Source organism: Mycolicibacterium cosmeticum (assembly GCF_000613185.1).
Lineage (GTDB): Bacteria > Actinomycetota > Actinomycetes > Mycobacteriales > Mycobacteriaceae > Mycobacterium > Mycobacterium cosmeticum.
Window position 1 is genome coordinate 1,076,932 of sequence record NZ_CCBB010000001.1, and the last position, 14,946, is coordinate 1,091,877.

Sequence of the window (14,946 nt, forward strand, 5' to 3'; positions counted from 1 at the left end):
TCCGTGGGACGAAAGCATCACCGCTTTGCGCGACAAGATTCATTTTCGCTCCACACAGTGACCCGGACCGCATCGCCGGATGACAGCAAAGGCGGATCAACCCGGCAGCGGAGTCGTGCCGGGGCGGCGCTCCCTGGCCTTGCGCTCCCGACCGGACAGCACGTAGGCGGCGAAGACACCGGCCAGCGCGCCGCAGAGATGCGCCTGCCACGAGACTCCCGGGCTGCCGGGGAGCACGCCCAGCAGCACGCCGCCGTAGATGAACGCGACCACCACACCGACCAGGATCTGCCACATCGTGCGGGTGAAGAAGCCGCGGACGATGACGAAGGTCAGCCAGCCCATGATGAGCCCGGACGCACCGATATGAGTGGTGGTGCATTGGATACCGATGTACGGGCAGTGCGCGCCGATGTTGCCGATCAGCCAGGTGCCGAACCCGCCCAGGATCCAGATGATGGCGGTCGCGGCGAGGAAGCGTCCGTAACCCGACAGGCTGGCCAGGAAACCGAAGATCAGGGCGGGCACCGTGTTGGCGACGAGGTGCGGCCACCCGCCGTGCAACAGCGGGGCCCACAGGATGCCCCAGAGCCCGTCGGTGCGCAGCGGCTGGATGCCGTCTTGGTCGAGCCGGCCGCGGAACACCGTGGCGTCGACGGCTTCGATGACGTACAGCGCGGCGACGAACAGCACCACCGTCGCACCGCCGAGTTTCCAGGTGGCCGGCTTCTTGTCGGCGGGGGTGACCGGGACGGTCACCGGAACCGTCGTTCGACTACGCCCATAGCTGCCCTTCCAACGCGTCCTCGGCGTCATCCAGGCTACCGGCGTAGGCACCGGTCGACAGGTACTTCCACCCGGCGTCACAGACCGTGAACGCGATATCGGCGCGCTCGCCGGCCTTGATCGCCTTGGCCGCCATGCCCAGCGCGGCATGCAGGATGGCACCGGTGGAGATGCCGGCGAAGATGCCCTCCACCTCGACGAGCTCCCGGGTCCGCTTGACCGCGTCGAAGGCGCCGACCGAGTACCGGGTGGTCAGGATGTCCGGGTCGTACAGTTCGGGCACGAAACCCTCGTCGATGTTGCGCAGGGCGTACACGCCCTCGCCGTAGCGCGGTTCGGCGGCCACGATCTGGATTCCCGGCACATGCTCGCGCAGGAACCGGCCGGTCCCCATGAGCGTGCCGGTGGTGCCGAGCCCGCCCACGAAATGGGTGATCTCGGGCAGGTCGGCCAGCAGTTCGGGTCCGGTGCCCTCGTAGTGCGCGGCAGCATTGGCCGGGTTGCCGTACTGGTACAGCATCACCCACGAAGGGTTCTGGGCGGCAAGCTCTTTCGCATAGGCCACGGCGGTGTTCGACCCACCCTCGGCGGCGCTGAAGATGATCTTGGCGCCGTAGAGTTCGAGCAGCTGGCGACGCTCGATCGAGGTGTTCTCCGGCATCACGCAGATCATCCGGTAGCCCTTGAGCAGCGCGGCCATGGCCAGCGAGATCCCGGTGTTGCCGCTGGTCGGCTCGAGCAGCGTGTCACCGGGCTTGATCAGCCCGTCGCGCTCGGCCTGCTCGATCATCCGCAGCGCCGGCCGATCCTTGATGGATCCGGTGGGATTGCGGTCCTCCAGCTTGGCCCACAGCCGCACGTGCGGTCCGTTGTCGTCGTCCTCCCAGCGCGGTGAGAGCCGCTGCAGTCCGACGAGCGGTGTGTTCCCGAGCGCCTCCAGCAGCGAGTCGTACCGCACGACTCAGCCGCCCGCGACGGCAGGCAGGATCGTCACCGAGTCGCCGTCACTGATGGCGGTGTCCAGACCGCCGGAGAAGCGGACGTCTTCGTCGTTGACGTAGATGTTGACGAAGCGGTGCAGCTTGCCTGGGTTGGCGGAGTCCACCAGACGCGCGGAGATGCCGGAGTAGTTCGACTCCAGGTCGGTGATGACGGCGGCGAGGGTGTCGCCGTTGGCGCTGACCCGCTTCTCGCCGCCGGTGTGCGGACGCAGGATCGTCGGGATCGAGACGGTTACTGCCACGGTCGTTCCTTACTGATAGTTCTCAACGATGGACACGGGTTCTTCGGTGACGACCCCGTCCACGATGCGGTAGCTACGCAACTCGTGCTGTTCGGGGTCGCGGGTCGAGACCAGAACGTAGTGCGCCTCCGGCTCGGACGCGAACGAGATGTCGGTGCGGCTGGGGTAGGCCTCGGTGGCGGTGTGGGAGTGGTAGATGACGACGGGGACCTCGTCGTTGGTGTCCATCTCACGCCAGACCTTGAGTTGCTCGGCCGAGTCGAACCGGTAGAACGTCGGCGACCGCTCGGCGTTGATCATCTGGATGAAACGCTCGGCGCGATCCGAACCCTCCGGTCCGGCGATCACACCGCAGGCCTCATCCGGGTGGTCGGCGCGCGCGTGGGCGACCATGGCGTCCACCAGGTCGGCGCGGATCACCAGCACGTCAGGTCTCCGTTCGTCGGGGGAATGCTCCCGGCAACATGTCGCGGTAGGTCGGTATTCCTGCCAACGACTCGGCTGCCAGCACTCCTACCAGGACCGCGCGCGCCAAGCAATCCGCGGCGGCGGCACCCACCGCGGTGAGCACCCCGGTCTCCGGCGACATGGCCACCGGCGTCTTGGGGTGCGGCGGCACCCGCACCGCGCCGGTCGCCAACGCGAAGACCGTATCCCCGTCCAGCGGGGTGTGCGCGGGCCGGATGGCGTGCGCGAGCCCGTCCTGGGCGGCGACGGCGACCCGCCGGCAGCCGGCCGGGCTCAGCGCGGCGTCGGTGGCCACCACCGCGATGGTGGTGTTCAACGGTCCACTCTTCTTGTCCAGCGCGGCATACGCGGCGACCTGGTCGGCGGGCGGCGGTGTGAGCCCGAACTCCGCGGACAGCGATGCCATCCAGGGCAGCCCGGTCGCCGGGTCGACGACGTTGCCGCCCGGGTTGACCGCGACCACCGCCCCGACGGTGACGCCGATATCGGGCAGCGTGACCGACGCGGTGCCCAGCCCGCCCTTGAGCACACCGGCCCGGGCGCCCGCCCCCGCCCCCACATTGCCGGTCGGCACGTGGGTGGTGGCCGCCTGCGCCGCGGCGTAGCCGAACTCCGCGGTGGGCCGGCATCCCCAGCCGCCGACCGGCAGGTCGAAGATCACCGCCGCGGGCACGATCGGCACCACGCCGCCGTCCATCGCCACCCCGCGGCCGCGCTCCTCCAGCCAGGTCATCACGCCGTCGGCGGCGGCCAGCCCGTAGGCGCTGCCGCCGGTGAGGACCACGGCGTCCACGTGCCGCACGCTGTTGGCCGGGTCGAGCAGGTCGGTCTCGCGGCTGCCCGGCGCGCCGCCGCGGCAGTCCACCGCCCCGACGGTGCCCGGCGGGGCCACCACGACGGTGGTGCCGCACGCCCAGCCGTTGCCCAGCGTCGCGTCGGCGTCGATGCGGTGGTGGTGGCCGACGAGGATGCCCGCCACGTCGGTGATGGAACCGCTCACCGGATCATCTGCCCATCATTCCGAGCACCAGGTACTCCTGCAGCACCGTCAGCCATTGGTAGACGTCCAGATGCCCGGCCATCGGGTGCTCGGGCGGTAGTTGTTCCAGCCCGTCGGGCCCGATGTCGAGCATGGTGCCCAGCGCCAGCCGCACATCGTTGACCGCCGCCGCCCAGGCCTGCGCATCGTCCTCGGTCAGTTCGAACTTGCCCCCGCTCTCCGGCAGGGTCTGCAGAAGACGTTGCGCCGCTTCCCGTTTCGCGTCGATGATGGTGGGCTCGTGCAGGCTGCGCAGCGCCCGGTTGAGGCTCTCCGCAGCCGTCGCACCCGCCGGGTGCTCATTGCGGGACCGGAAGAAGTCCGGCAGCAGCCGCCGCATCGTGTCATCCTCGGGCGGCTGGGAATGGCCGGTGCGGATGCCGGTGAGATCGGCGAGCTCATCCGACGGGGCCGTGGACTCGCGGTCGTCGAGCATCTCGACCATCGACGTCACCAGATTGCGCAGCAGTGCGGCCTCGTGCGCGGCCAGGGCCGACCGGAACCGCGGGCCGGCGGGACCGTCCACCCGCTTCCACTTACGCACGTGCTCAGCGGTCCTGCTGCATCGTCGCCCACAGGCCGGCCGCGTGCAGTTTCGTCACGTCGACCTCCATGGATTCGCGGCTGCCCGCCGACACCACGGCCTTTCCGTCGTTGTGCACCTGCAGCATCAGCTTGGTCGCGTGCGGTTCGCTGTAACCGAACAGCTTCTGGAAGACGTACGTCACGTAGGACATCAGGTTGACCGGGTCGTCCCAGACGATCGTCACCCAGGGACTGTCGGCCGCGGCGTCTTCGTCGCGACCGGTGTCGGACTTGTGCTCCTCACGGGTACCCGGACGAGTCCGCGCTGGGGTAACCATGCGGCTCACGATACCGGGACGTGGTCACACCCTGAGAATCGGAACGGTGGAGATACGGTTGCCTACGTGTCTACCGCGCTGTTGACGGACAAGTACGAGCTGACCATGCTCGCGGCCGCCCTGCGGGACGGCTCCGCCCACCGTCGCTGCACCTTCGAGGTGTTCGCCCGCCGGCTGCCCGAGGGCCGCCGTTACGGTGTGGTGGCGGGCACCGGTCGGTTCCTGGAAGCGCTGGCGGACTTCAGCTTCGACGACGCCGAGTTGGCGTCGGTGGCCGGGTTTCTGGACCGGGCCACGCTGGACTATCTGGCCGGCTACCGGTTCTCCGGGGACATCGACGGCTACCCCGAGGGTGAGCTGTACTTCCCCGGCTCCCCCGTGCTGTCGGTACACGGCAGCTTCGCCGAATGCGTCGTGCTGGAAACCCTTGTGCTGTCGATCCTCAACCACGACAGCGCCATCGCCTCGGCCGCCGCGCGGATGGTCAGCGCCGCCGAAGGCAGGCAACTGATCGAGATGGGATCGCGGCGCACCCACGAGCGGGCCGCCACCGCCGCCGCCCGGGCCGCCTGGATCGCCGGTTTCGCGGGCACCTCCAATCTGGCCGCCCAACACGATTACGGCGTGCCCGCGCTGGGCACCAGCGCACACGCCTTCACCTTGCTGCACACCACCGACGCCGGCCCCGACGAACGCGCGGCCTTCCGGGCGCAGGTCGACGCCCTCGGCGTCGACACGACCCTGCTGGTGGACACCTACGACATCACCATCGGCGTGGCGAACGCCATCGCCGTGGCCGGACCCGAGCTGGGCGCGGTGCGCATCGACTCCGGCGACCTCGGTGTGCTGGTGCGGCAGGTGCGTGAGCAACTCGACGGGCTGGGTGCCACCGGCACCAAGATCGTGGTCTCCAGCGATCTCGACGAGTTCGCCATCGCCGCGCTGCGCGCCGAGCCCGTCGACAGTTACGGCGTGGGCACCTCGCTGGTCACCGGCTCCGGTGCCCCCACCGCGGGCATGGTCTACAAGCTGGTCGAGGTCGACGGCCTGGCCGTCCAGAAACGCAGTGCGCACAAGGAATCTCACGGCGGCCGCAAGGCGGCACTGCGACTGGCCAAACCGTCGGGCACGGTGGTCGAAGAGGTCGTGCACCCGGCCGGGCGCCCGCCGCAGACCGACTCGAGCCTGACCGCGCGGCCGCTGACCGTCGATCTGGTGCGCGCCGGCGTGCGGGTGGGCGACGGCGCGGACCTGGCGGCCGCCCGGGAGCGGGTCGCCGCCGGGCTGCACAGTCTGCCGTGGGACGGCCTGGGACTGTCGCGGGGCGAGCCGGCCATTCCGACCCGGCTTGTCACACCCGCGTGACCGGGACACCGGTCAGCGACCTGCTCGCCACCGCCGTCACCGCGCTCGGCGGCAGCCAGCGGCAGGGCCAGATCCAGATGGCCGAGGCGGTGGCCCGGTCCTTCGACACCGGCGAACACCTCGCCGTGCAGGCCGGCACCGGCACCGGCAAGTCGCTCGCCTACCTGGTGCCGGCCATGGCGCGGGCCGCGTCCGGGCATGCCCCGGTGGTCGTCTCCACCGCCACCATCGCGTTGCAACGCCAGCTGGTCGACCGCGATCTGCCCCGGCTCGCCGATGCCCTGGCCACCGCCTTGCCGAGCAAACCCACCTTCGCGCTGCTCAAGGGTCGCGGAAACTATCTGTGCCTGAACAAGATCCACAACGGCGCCAATTCCGACCCGGCCGACGACCGGCCGCAGGAGGAGCTGTTCGACGCGGTTGCCGCGACGGCACTGGGCCGGGACGTGCAGCGGCTGACGAAGTGGTCGTCGGACACCGAGACCGGGGACCGCGACGAACTGGTGCCCGGTGTGCCGGACCGGTCCTGGAGCCAGGTCAGCGTGTCGGCGCGCGAGTGCATCGGCGTGGCCCGCTGCCCGTTCGGCACCGACTGTTTCTCCGAACGGGCCAGGGCCAAGGCGGGCACCGCCGACATCGTCGTCACCAACCACGCGCTGCTGGCCATCGACGCCATCGCCGACGCCTCGGTGCTACCCGAACACGACCTGCTGGTCGTCGACGAGGCCCACGAGCTCGTCGACCGGGTCACCGCGGTGGCCACCGGCGAACTGTCGGCCGCGGTGCTCGGAGCGGCGCAGCGCCGGGTCGGCCGCCTGGTCGCCCCCGAACTCGTCGACCGGCTGGACGCCGCAGGCGCCACCCTGGCCGCGGCCATCCACGACGGCGAACCGGGCCGCATCGACTATCTCGACGACGAGCTGGCGACCTACCTGACCGCGCTGCGCGATGCCGCCCACACCGTGCGCTCCGCCATCGACACCGCACCCACCGATCCGCAGGCCGCCGCGGTGCGGACCGAGGCGATGACGGCGGTGACCGAGATCGGCGATATCGCCGCCCGCATGCTGGATTCCTTCGTGCCGGCCATCCCCGATCGGCTCGACGTGGTGTGGCTGGACCACGAGGAGACCAAGAGTTCCGGTAAGCGCGCGACGCTGCGCGTGGCCCCGCTGACGGTGTCGGGTCTGTTGCGCACCAGGATCTTTGCGCGGTCCACCGTGGTGCTGACATCGGCCACCCTGACCCTGGGCGGCAACTTCGACGCGATGGCCGCCGGCTGGGGTCTCGGCGGTGAGGACACCGGAACCGCTTGGCGCGGAATCGATGTCGGGTCACCGTTCGAACATGCCAAGTCCGGGATCCTGTACGTCGCCAAACACCTGCCCGCGCCGGGCCGCGACGGTGTCGGCTCGCAGCAGCAACTCGACGAGATCGCCGCCCTCATCACCGCCGCGGGCGGGCGCACCCTCGGATTGTTCTCCTCGATGCGCGCGGCCAAGGCCACCGCCGAGGTGATGTCGACCCGGCTGGACACCCCGGTGCTGTGCCAGGGCGAGGATTCCACGGCCACCCTGGTGCAGCGGTTCGCCGACGACGCCGAGACCTCGCTGTTCGGCACGCTGTCGCTGTGGCAGGGCGTCGACGTGCCGGGTCCGTCGCTGTCCCTGGTGATCATCGACCGGATCCCGTTCCCCCGGCCCGACGACCCGCTGCTCACCGCGCGGCAACGTGCCATCGCCGCGCGCGGCGGCAACGGGTTCATGGCGGTGGCCGCCAGCCATGCCGCCCTGCTGCTGGCCCAGGGCGCCGGCCGGCTGTTGCGCCGGGTCGACGACCGCGGCGTGGTCGCCATCCTGGATTCGCGGATGGCGACGGCCCGCTACGGCGGATACCTGCGCTCCTCGCTGCCGCCGTTCTGGGCGACCACCGACACCGAACGGGTGCTCGCGGCGCTGCGGCGGTTACGCGGCGATTGATCAACCGGCCCCGCACAGCGCCAGGTCACCTATCCTTTCGGTCATGAATCGGCGGAGGCTGGCGGGCATCCGAATGGGCGGGGTGTTCGCCGCGTGCGCACTGCTGCTGCTCACGTCCTGCGCAAACACCCTGCAGGGCCACGCGGTATCGGTGTTCGCCGACCCGTTCCGGGTGGCCGGGATGCCCGCCACCGACGGCCCGACGGGGCTGCGCGACGACGCCGCGGACCCGACCCGCGAGGTGCGCGACACCGACGGCGGCGAGATCGACCATCTGGCCGCGAGTTCGGTCAGCGATATCGAGGAGTTCTGGCAGCAGGCGTACCCGGAGGCGTTCGACGGTGACTTTGCCCCCGTCGACGAGTTGATCTCGTGGGACGCCGACGGATTCGACGGTGTGTTCTGCGACTCGGACACCTACAACCTGGTCAACGCCGCGTTCTGCCACGACGACAACACCATCGGCTGGGATCGCGGGGTGCTGCTGCCCTCGCTGCGCAAGGCCAACGGTGACATGGCCGTCACCATGGTGCTGGCCCACGAGTACGGGCACGCGGTGCAGAAGCAGGCCGGACTGGCCGGCCGATCCACCCCCACCCTGGTGTCCGAGCAACAGGCCGACTGCCTGGCCGGGGTGTACCTGCGCTGGGTCGCCGAAGGGCACTCCAAACGCTTCACCCTGTCCACCGGCGACGGCCTGAACAACATTCTGGCGGCGATGATCTCGTTCCGCGATCCGCTGCTCAACGAGGGCGATGCGGCGGTCGGCGAGGACGAACACGGTTCGGCGTTCGAGCGGGTGTCGGCCTTCCAGTTCGGTTTCACCGAGGGTGCGGCGTCGTGTGCGTCGATCGACCCGGCCGAGATCAAGCAGCGCCGCGGCGACCTGCCGGTCTTGCTGCCCGAGGATCAGTCCGGCGAACTGCAGATCACCGAATCGTCGGTGCGTTCGATCGTCGACGCGATGGGCATCCTGTTCGCCCCGCCCAACCCGCCGCAGCTGCGCTTCGACCGCACGGACTGCCCCGATGCGCACTCCGACGCCGCGGTGACCTTCTGCCCGGCCGACAACACCATCGCGGTGGACCTGCCGGCGCTGGAAGCGATGGGCGCGCAGTCCGACGACGACGGGACCGGCCTGACGACCGGGGACAACACCGCGTACTCGGTGCTGGTGTCCCGCTACATGCAGTCGATCCAGCACCAGCGCGGCGGGGTGGCGCTCGACAGCGCCGCGGCCGCGCTGCGCACCGCCTGCCTGACCGGCGTCGCGACGGTGAAGATGACCGACGAGGTGAACACACCGGACGGCAACACGATTCAGCTCACCGCCGGCGATGTCGACGAAGCCGTCTCCGGCATCCTCATCAACGGGCTGGCCGCCAGCGACGTCAACGGCGAATCGGTGCCCTCGGGGTTCTCGCGGATCGACGCGTTCCGGGTCGGCGTGCTCGGCGACCAGGACCGCTGCTTCAAACGGTTCCCGTGAGCGGCCCGGCTCACCCGACCGGAAGCCGCAGCACGTAGCCCGCCTCCAGGGCGACCCACAGCGCACCGTCGGGGGCCACCGCCAGCCCGTGCGGCTCGCTACCCGCCGGCAGGTCGATGGTGGCCACCTCGCCGTCGGCGCCGACCCGCGCCAGCTGGTCGGCGCCCCACAGGCTGACCCACACGCCGTCGGCCGCGTCGGCCACCACCGCGTGCGGCTTGCCGGGCAGGTCGAGTTCCTGGATGGCCTCGTTCATCGGGATGCGGCCGAGTTTGTCGGCGCCGATGGCGGTGAACCACACCGCGTCGTCATGGGTCGCGGTGATGCCCACCGGCCCGGCCGACGGCGTCGGGGTCTGCCGGATGCTGACTGTGCCCTTCATGTCCACCCGGCCGATCGCACTGGCGGTGTTGAGGGTGAACCACACCGCGCCGTCGGGTCCGGCGGTGATCATCGACGGGGTGCCGCCGGGCACCGCCACCACGTCGACGTCGCCATCGGGGTCGACCCGCCCCACCGCACCCGAGCCCATCGCGGTGAACCACAGCGCATCGTCCGGGCCCACGCAGAGCCCGAAAGGCACACTGCCATGCGGTAATTCGATACTGGTGTGGGTGCCGTCGCGCTCGATGCGGCCGATCCGGTCATCCCCACTGCGGGTGAACCAGAGCGCCCCGTCGGGGCCGACGGTGATGATGGACGGCTTGCTCTGCGGATGCACCGGATAGACGTCGAGCCGGCCGTCGGCGGCGATGCGCGCGATCTCGCCGCTGTGCACGAGCGTCGCCCACACGGCCCCGTCGGGTCCGGCGGCCAGGGCGTACGGCCCGCCGGGCACGGCGACGTCGAGGGCCCGGCTCACGACGCGAGCGTGACGAGACCGAGCTCGTTGGCGCCGGCCAGCAGCCGGTGATGCGGCAGTACCCGCACCGTGTAGCCGACCGAGCCGGCGACGGGCAGCGGCGTGCTGGTGGAGAAGATGTGCTTGCCGCCGTCGGCGGTGCTGATGTGCGCCATCGGCACGGTCACCGGGTTCTGCAGCACATCGGCGGCATCGACACCGCCGACCACGGCCTGCACCACCACCTCGTCGGGCGCCAGTCCGGCCAGGTCCACCGTGGCGGTCAGGGTCAGCTCGCTGCCCAGCAGCGGAGTGTCGGGCAACCCGTAGCTGTCCACGTCCGTGATCTGGATCTTCGGCCAGGCCTCGGTGACCCGCCGCCGGTAGTCCGCCAGCTGCCGGGCGGCACCGAAGGGATCACTGGACGAATCGCCGTCGGGTCCTTCACCGGATTCCAGGGTGGCCCGCAGCGATTGCGCCGCGGGTGCGTAGTACTTCTCGGTGTAGTCCCGCACCATCCGCGACGCCAGCACCTTGGGGCCGAGCACCTGCAGGGTGTGGCGCACCATCTCGACCCACCGGGTCGGCACGCCGTGTTCGTTGCGTTCGTAGAACTTGGGCGTGACCGAGGATTCCAGCAGGTCGTACAGCGCACCGGCCTCGATGTCGTCGCGACGGCCCTCGTCGGCCAGGCCGTCGGCGGTCGGGATCTCCCACCCGTTCTCGCCGTCGTACCACTCGTCCCACCAGCCGTCGCGGATGGACAGGTTCAGGCCGCCGTTGAGCGCGCTCTTCATGCCCGAGGTCCCGCAGGCCTCCAGTGGGCGCAGCGGGTTGTTCAGCCAGACGTCGCAGCCCCAGTACAGCAGCCGGGCCATCGACATGTCGTAGTCCGGCAGGAACGCGATGCGGTGCCGCACCTCGGGGCGGTCGGCGAAGCGCACGATCTGCTGGATCAGTGCCTTGCCACCGTCGTCGGCGGGGTGCGATTTACCGGCCACGATCAACTGCACCGGCCGCTTCTCGTCGAGCAGCAGCTTCTCCAGCCGGTCCGGATCACGCAGCATCAGGGTCAACCGCTTGTAGGTCGGCACCCGCCGCGCGAACCCGACGGTCAGCACCTCCGGGTCGAACGCGGTGGCGATCCAGCCCAGCTCGGCTTCCGAGGCGCCGCGCTCCAGCCAGGACCGGCGCAGCCGGGCCCGGACGTCGTCGACCAGCAGGGCGCGCAGCTGGGACCGGATCCACCACAGGTGGCCGGGGTCGACCTGCTGCAGTCGCTGCCAGGTCTGCGCCTCGTTGAGTGAACCCAGGTCGTCGCCGACCAGTTCGCGCGCGAGTTCGATCCACTGCGGGGCGGCCCACGTCGGCGCGTGCACCCCGTTGGTGATCGAACCGATCGGCACCTCGGTGGCGTCGAACCCGGGCCACAGCTCGCTGAACATCTCCCGGCTGACCCGGCCGTGCAGCAGCGACACCCCGTTGGCGCGCTGGGCCAGCCGCAGCCCCATATGCGCCATATTGAACTTGGATGGATCGTCCTCGGCGCCGAAGGCGATGATCCGGTCCAACGGAACACCGGGCAGCAGAGCCGAATTCGCGTCGGCCCCGGCACCGAAGTAGCGTTTGACCAACTCGACGGGGAACCGGTCGATACCGGCGGGCACCGGGGTGTGGGTGGTGAACACCGTCGACGAGCGCACCACGGTGAGCGCGGTGTCGAAATCCAGACCGGCATCGATGAGCTCACGGATCCGCTCGGCACCGAGGAAGCCGGCGTGCCCCTCGTTCATGTGGAACACCTCGGGCGCGGGGCGGCCTTCGATCTCGGTGTACGCGCGGATGGCACGCACCCCGCCGACGCCGGCCAGGATCTCCTGTTTGATGCGGTGTTCCTGATCCCCGCCGTAGAGCCGGTCGGTGACGGTGCGCAGGTCGTGCTCGTTCTCACCGATGTCGGAATCGAGCAGCAGCAATGGGATTCGACCCACCTGGGCCACCCAGACATGGGCGAACAGTGTCGCATCGTCGGGCAGCGCAAGCTCGATGAGCACCGGCTCCCCGTCGGCCCGGGTCAGCAGGCGCAGCGGCAGGCCCTGCGGATCGAGCGACGGATAGTTCTCGTGCTGCCAACCGTCGGCGGTCAGCGACTGGCGGAAATAACCGGACCGGTAGTACAGGCCGACACCGATCAGCGGCAGGCCGAGGTCCGACGCCGATTTCAGGTGGTCACCGGCGAGGATGCCCAAGCCACCCGAGTAGTTGGGCAACACCTCGGCGACGCCGAACTCCATGGAGAAATAAGCGATCCCGCTGGGCAGGGCGTCCCCGGCGGCCTGCTTCTCCTGATACCAGAGCGGACGGGCCAGGTAGTCGTCCAGGTCCGCGGCCAACCGGTCGACGCGGTCCAGGAAACCGCCGTCGACCGCGAGCTCGTCCAGACGCTGGGGGCTGACGCCGCCCAGCAGCGCCACGGGATCCTGGCCGACCTGCTGCCACAGGTCGGGGTCGATGGCCGCGAACAGGTCCTGGGTCGGTTTGTGCCATGACCACCGCAGGTTGACGGACAGGCGCTCCAGCGCGCCGAGGCGGTCGGGCAGGTGTGCTCGGACAGTGAACCGACGAAGAGCTTTCACGTGACTTCACCTTACTGACTCCGTCGCGGCGTAGCAGGGCGTCTCATAACGTGAGCCGACGGGTGGATTACAGAGTGACCTCATCGGGCACTCTGGGGCCGAGGGAGCACTACGGTGGTTGGCAACGCGCGGTGAAAGAGCCGCGCCCGCAAAAGGGAGTGGGATGGGTGCCCGGTCGTATCGAGATCGATGACGTCGCGCCCGTACTGTCCGGCGGCCGTTTCCCGGCCAAGGCCGTGGTCGGCGAAGTGGTACCCGTGAGCGCGGCGGTGTGGCGGGAAGGCCACGACGCGGTGGCCGCGACGCTGGTGGTGCGTTACCACGGCTCGGCATATCCGCAGTTGGTCGAGGATCCGCCGGGCCTGTCGTCCGAACCGCGGCGCCCGGTCACGCCACCGCGCATCAAACCGCAGGCCCTGCCGATGGAACTGGGACGCACCCCCGATGTGTTCCACGGCCAGTTCACCCCGGACAGGGTTGGATTGTGGACGTACCGGGTAGACGGCTGGGGTGACCCGATCAGCACCTGGCGTAAGGCGGTCACCGCCAAACTCGACGCGGGTCAGGGCGAGACCGAACTGTCCAATGATCTGCTGGTCGGTGCCCAGCTGCTGGAGCGCGCGTCGACCGGCGTTCCGCGCGAACACCGGGAGCCGCTGCTGGCCGCGGCCGCGGCCCTGCGCACACCGGGGGATCCACTGACCCGCGCCGCGGCCGCCCTGTCCCCCGCGGTCGGCGAGCTGCTGCACAAGTATCCGCTGCGCGAATTGCTCACCCGCGGTGATCAATACGGCGTCTGGGTGGACCGCCCGCTGGCCCGGTTCTCGGCGTGGTACGAGCTGTTTCCGCGGTCGACCGGAGGCTGGGACGCCGACGGGAAACCGGTGCACGGCACCTTCGCCACCGCGGCCAAGGATCTGCCGCGCATCGCCCGGATGGGCTTCGACGTGGTCTACCTGCCCCCGATCCATCCGATCGGCAAGGTGCACCGCAAGGGCCGCAACAACTCGGTGACCGCCGAACCCGACGATGTCGGCTCGCCGTGGGCGATCGGCAGTGACGAGGGCGGCCATGATGCCGTGCATCCCGACCTGGGCGGTATCGAGGCGTTCGACGATTTCGTCGCTGCCGCAACCGATCAGGGACTGGAGGTGGCGCTGGACCTGGCCCTGCAGTGCGCCCCGGACCATCCGTGGGCCAAGGCGCACCCGGAATGGTTCACCGTATTGCCCGACGGGACCATCGCCTACGCGGAGAATCCGCCGAAGAAGTACCAGGACATCTATCCGCTGAACTTCGACAACGACCCGGCCGGCCTGTACGAGGAAGTGCTGCGGGTGGTGCGGCACTGGATATCGCATGGCGTCAAGGTCTTCCGCGTCGACAACCCGCACACCAAGCCGCCCAACTTCTGGGCCTGGCTGATCGGCAAGGTCAAGGACGAGCACCCGGACGTGCTGTTCCTGTCCGAGGCGTTCACCCGCCCGGCCCGGTTGTACGGTTTGGCCAAACTCGGCTTCACGCAGTCGTATTCGTACTTCACCTGGCGCACCGCCAAATGGGAGATCACCGAATTCGGCGAGGAGATCGCGAAGTACGCCGACTGCGCCCGCCCCAACCTGTTCGTCAACACGCCCGACATCCTGCACGAGTCGCTGCAGCACGGCGGGCCGGGCATGTTCGCCATCAGGGCGGCGCTGGCCGCCACCCTGAGTTCGGCGTGGGGTGTGTACTCCGGTTACGAGCTCTTCGAGCACGAAGCGGTGAAGCCCGGGAGCGAGGAGTACCTCAACTCCGAGAAGTACGAACTGCGGCCCCGTGATTTCGAGGCAGCGCTGGCCGCCGGCCGGTCCCTTGAACCGTTCCTGGCCAGGCTCAACGAGATTCGGCGACTGCACCCCGCATTGGCGCAGCTGCGCACCATCACGTTCCACCACATCGACAACGACGCGCTGCTGGCCTACAGCAAGTTCGACCCGGTCAGCGGCGATTGCGTCCTGGTGGTGGTGACGCTCAACGCGTTCGGCCCGGAGGAAGGCACGCTCTGGCTGGACATGGGCGCTCTCGGCATGGAGCCCTACGAGCGGTTCTGGGTGCGCGATGAGATCACCGGCGAGGAATACCAGTGGGGCCAGTCCAATTACGTGCGCCTGGACCCCGTCAAGACAATCGCCCATGTGATCAACATGCCGTTGATCCCGCACGACGCCCGACTGAACCTTCTGCGAAGGGAGTGA

Annotated in this window: 12 protein-coding genes and 1 pseudogene; 4 read left to right on the forward strand and 9 right to left on the reverse strand. The window is 69.6% G+C overall.

Annotated features, from left to right (window positions below; translation table 11 throughout):
• Positions 1–96: 96 nt before the first annotated feature.
• From BN977_RS05175 to clpS, 7 genes are read right to left on the reverse strand one after another with little or no spacing between them, the layout of a single operon-like run.
• Complete coding sequence (locus BN977_RS05175; RefSeq protein ID WP_084172410.1) at positions 97–816, reverse strand: rhomboid family intramembrane serine protease; 720 nt, start codon at positions 814–816, stop codon at positions 97–99.
• Entirely contained in the window at positions 776–1,744 is a 969-nt protein-coding gene (locus BN977_RS05180; RefSeq protein ID WP_036396602.1) for a cysteine synthase, read from the reverse strand. Before BN977_RS05180 ends, BN977_RS05175 begins: the two co-directional genes overlap by 41 nt.
• A 3-nt stretch (positions 1,745–1,747) precedes the next feature.
• The gene (locus tag BN977_RS05185) at positions 1,748–2,029 is read right to left on the reverse strand and encodes a MoaD/ThiS family protein (protein WP_024452089.1); all 282 of its coding nucleotides are present in this window, start codon (positions 2,027–2,029) and stop codon (positions 1,748–1,750) included.
• Between the two features lie 9 nt (positions 2,030–2,038).
• Positions 2,039–2,455 (reverse strand): M67 family metallopeptidase, encoded by a 417-nt coding sequence (locus tag BN977_RS05190; RefSeq protein WP_024452088.1) that lies wholly within the window; start codon positions 2,453–2,455, stop codon positions 2,039–2,041.
• Position 2,456: 1 nt separating this feature from the next.
• Positions 2,457–3,497: a P1 family peptidase gene (locus BN977_RS05195; RefSeq protein ID WP_036396603.1), complete on the reverse strand. Its 1,041-nt coding sequence runs from the start codon at positions 3,495–3,497 to the stop codon at positions 2,457–2,459.
• A 4-nt stretch (positions 3,498–3,501) separates the two neighbouring features.
• Positions 3,502–4,080, reverse strand: coding sequence for an oxidative stress transcriptional regulator AosR (aosR, locus tag BN977_RS05200; protein ID WP_036396604.1), 579 nt, complete (start codon positions 4,078–4,080; stop codon positions 3,502–3,504).
• Between the two features lie 4 nt (positions 4,081–4,084).
• Positions 4,085–4,399, reverse strand: a complete 315-nt coding sequence (clpS, locus tag BN977_RS05205) for an ATP-dependent Clp protease adapter ClpS (RefSeq protein ID WP_024452085.1) — start codon at positions 4,397–4,399, stop codon at positions 4,085–4,087.
• Positions 4,400–4,456: 57 nt separating this feature from the next.
• On the opposite strand from clpS, the pseudogene BN977_RS05210 reads away from it, so the two are divergent.
• From BN977_RS05210 to BN977_RS05220, 3 genes and pseudogenes are all read left to right on the forward strand, one after another.
• Positions 4,457–5,764: pseudogene (locus BN977_RS05210) on the forward strand (nicotinate phosphoribosyltransferase); the annotation flags it as partial.
• Positions 5,761–7,743: an ATP-dependent DNA helicase gene (locus BN977_RS05215; RefSeq protein ID WP_036396607.1), complete on the forward strand. Its 1,983-nt coding sequence runs from the start codon at positions 5,761–5,763 to the stop codon at positions 7,741–7,743. The pseudogene BN977_RS05210 and the gene BN977_RS05215, both read left to right, overlap by 4 nt.
• Positions 7,744–7,786: 43 nt before the next feature.
• Complete coding sequence (locus tag BN977_RS05220) at positions 7,787–9,232, forward strand: neutral zinc metallopeptidase (RefSeq protein WP_024452082.1); 1,446 nt, start codon at positions 7,787–7,789, stop codon at positions 9,230–9,232.
• A 10-nt stretch (positions 9,233–9,242) separates the two neighbouring features.
• Here BN977_RS05220 and BN977_RS05225 read toward each other — a convergent pair whose 3' ends face one another.
• The gene (locus BN977_RS05225) at positions 9,243–10,094 is read right to left on the reverse strand and encodes a Vgb family protein (RefSeq protein WP_036396609.1); all 852 of its coding nucleotides are present in this window, start codon (positions 10,092–10,094) and stop codon (positions 9,243–9,245) included.
• Positions 10,091–12,709: an alpha-glucan family phosphorylase gene (glgP, locus tag BN977_RS05230; RefSeq protein WP_024452080.1), complete on the reverse strand. Its 2,619-nt coding sequence runs from the start codon at positions 12,707–12,709 to the stop codon at positions 10,091–10,093. Before glgP ends, BN977_RS05225 begins: the two co-directional genes overlap by 4 nt.
• A 167-nt stretch (positions 12,710–12,876) precedes the next feature.
• Here glgP and BN977_RS05235 point away from each other — a divergent pair, with 167 nt between their 5' ends.
• Complete coding sequence (locus tag BN977_RS05235) at positions 12,877–14,946, forward strand: alpha-1,4-glucan--maltose-1-phosphate maltosyltransferase (RefSeq protein WP_036398469.1); 2,070 nt, start codon at positions 12,877–12,879, stop codon at positions 14,944–14,946.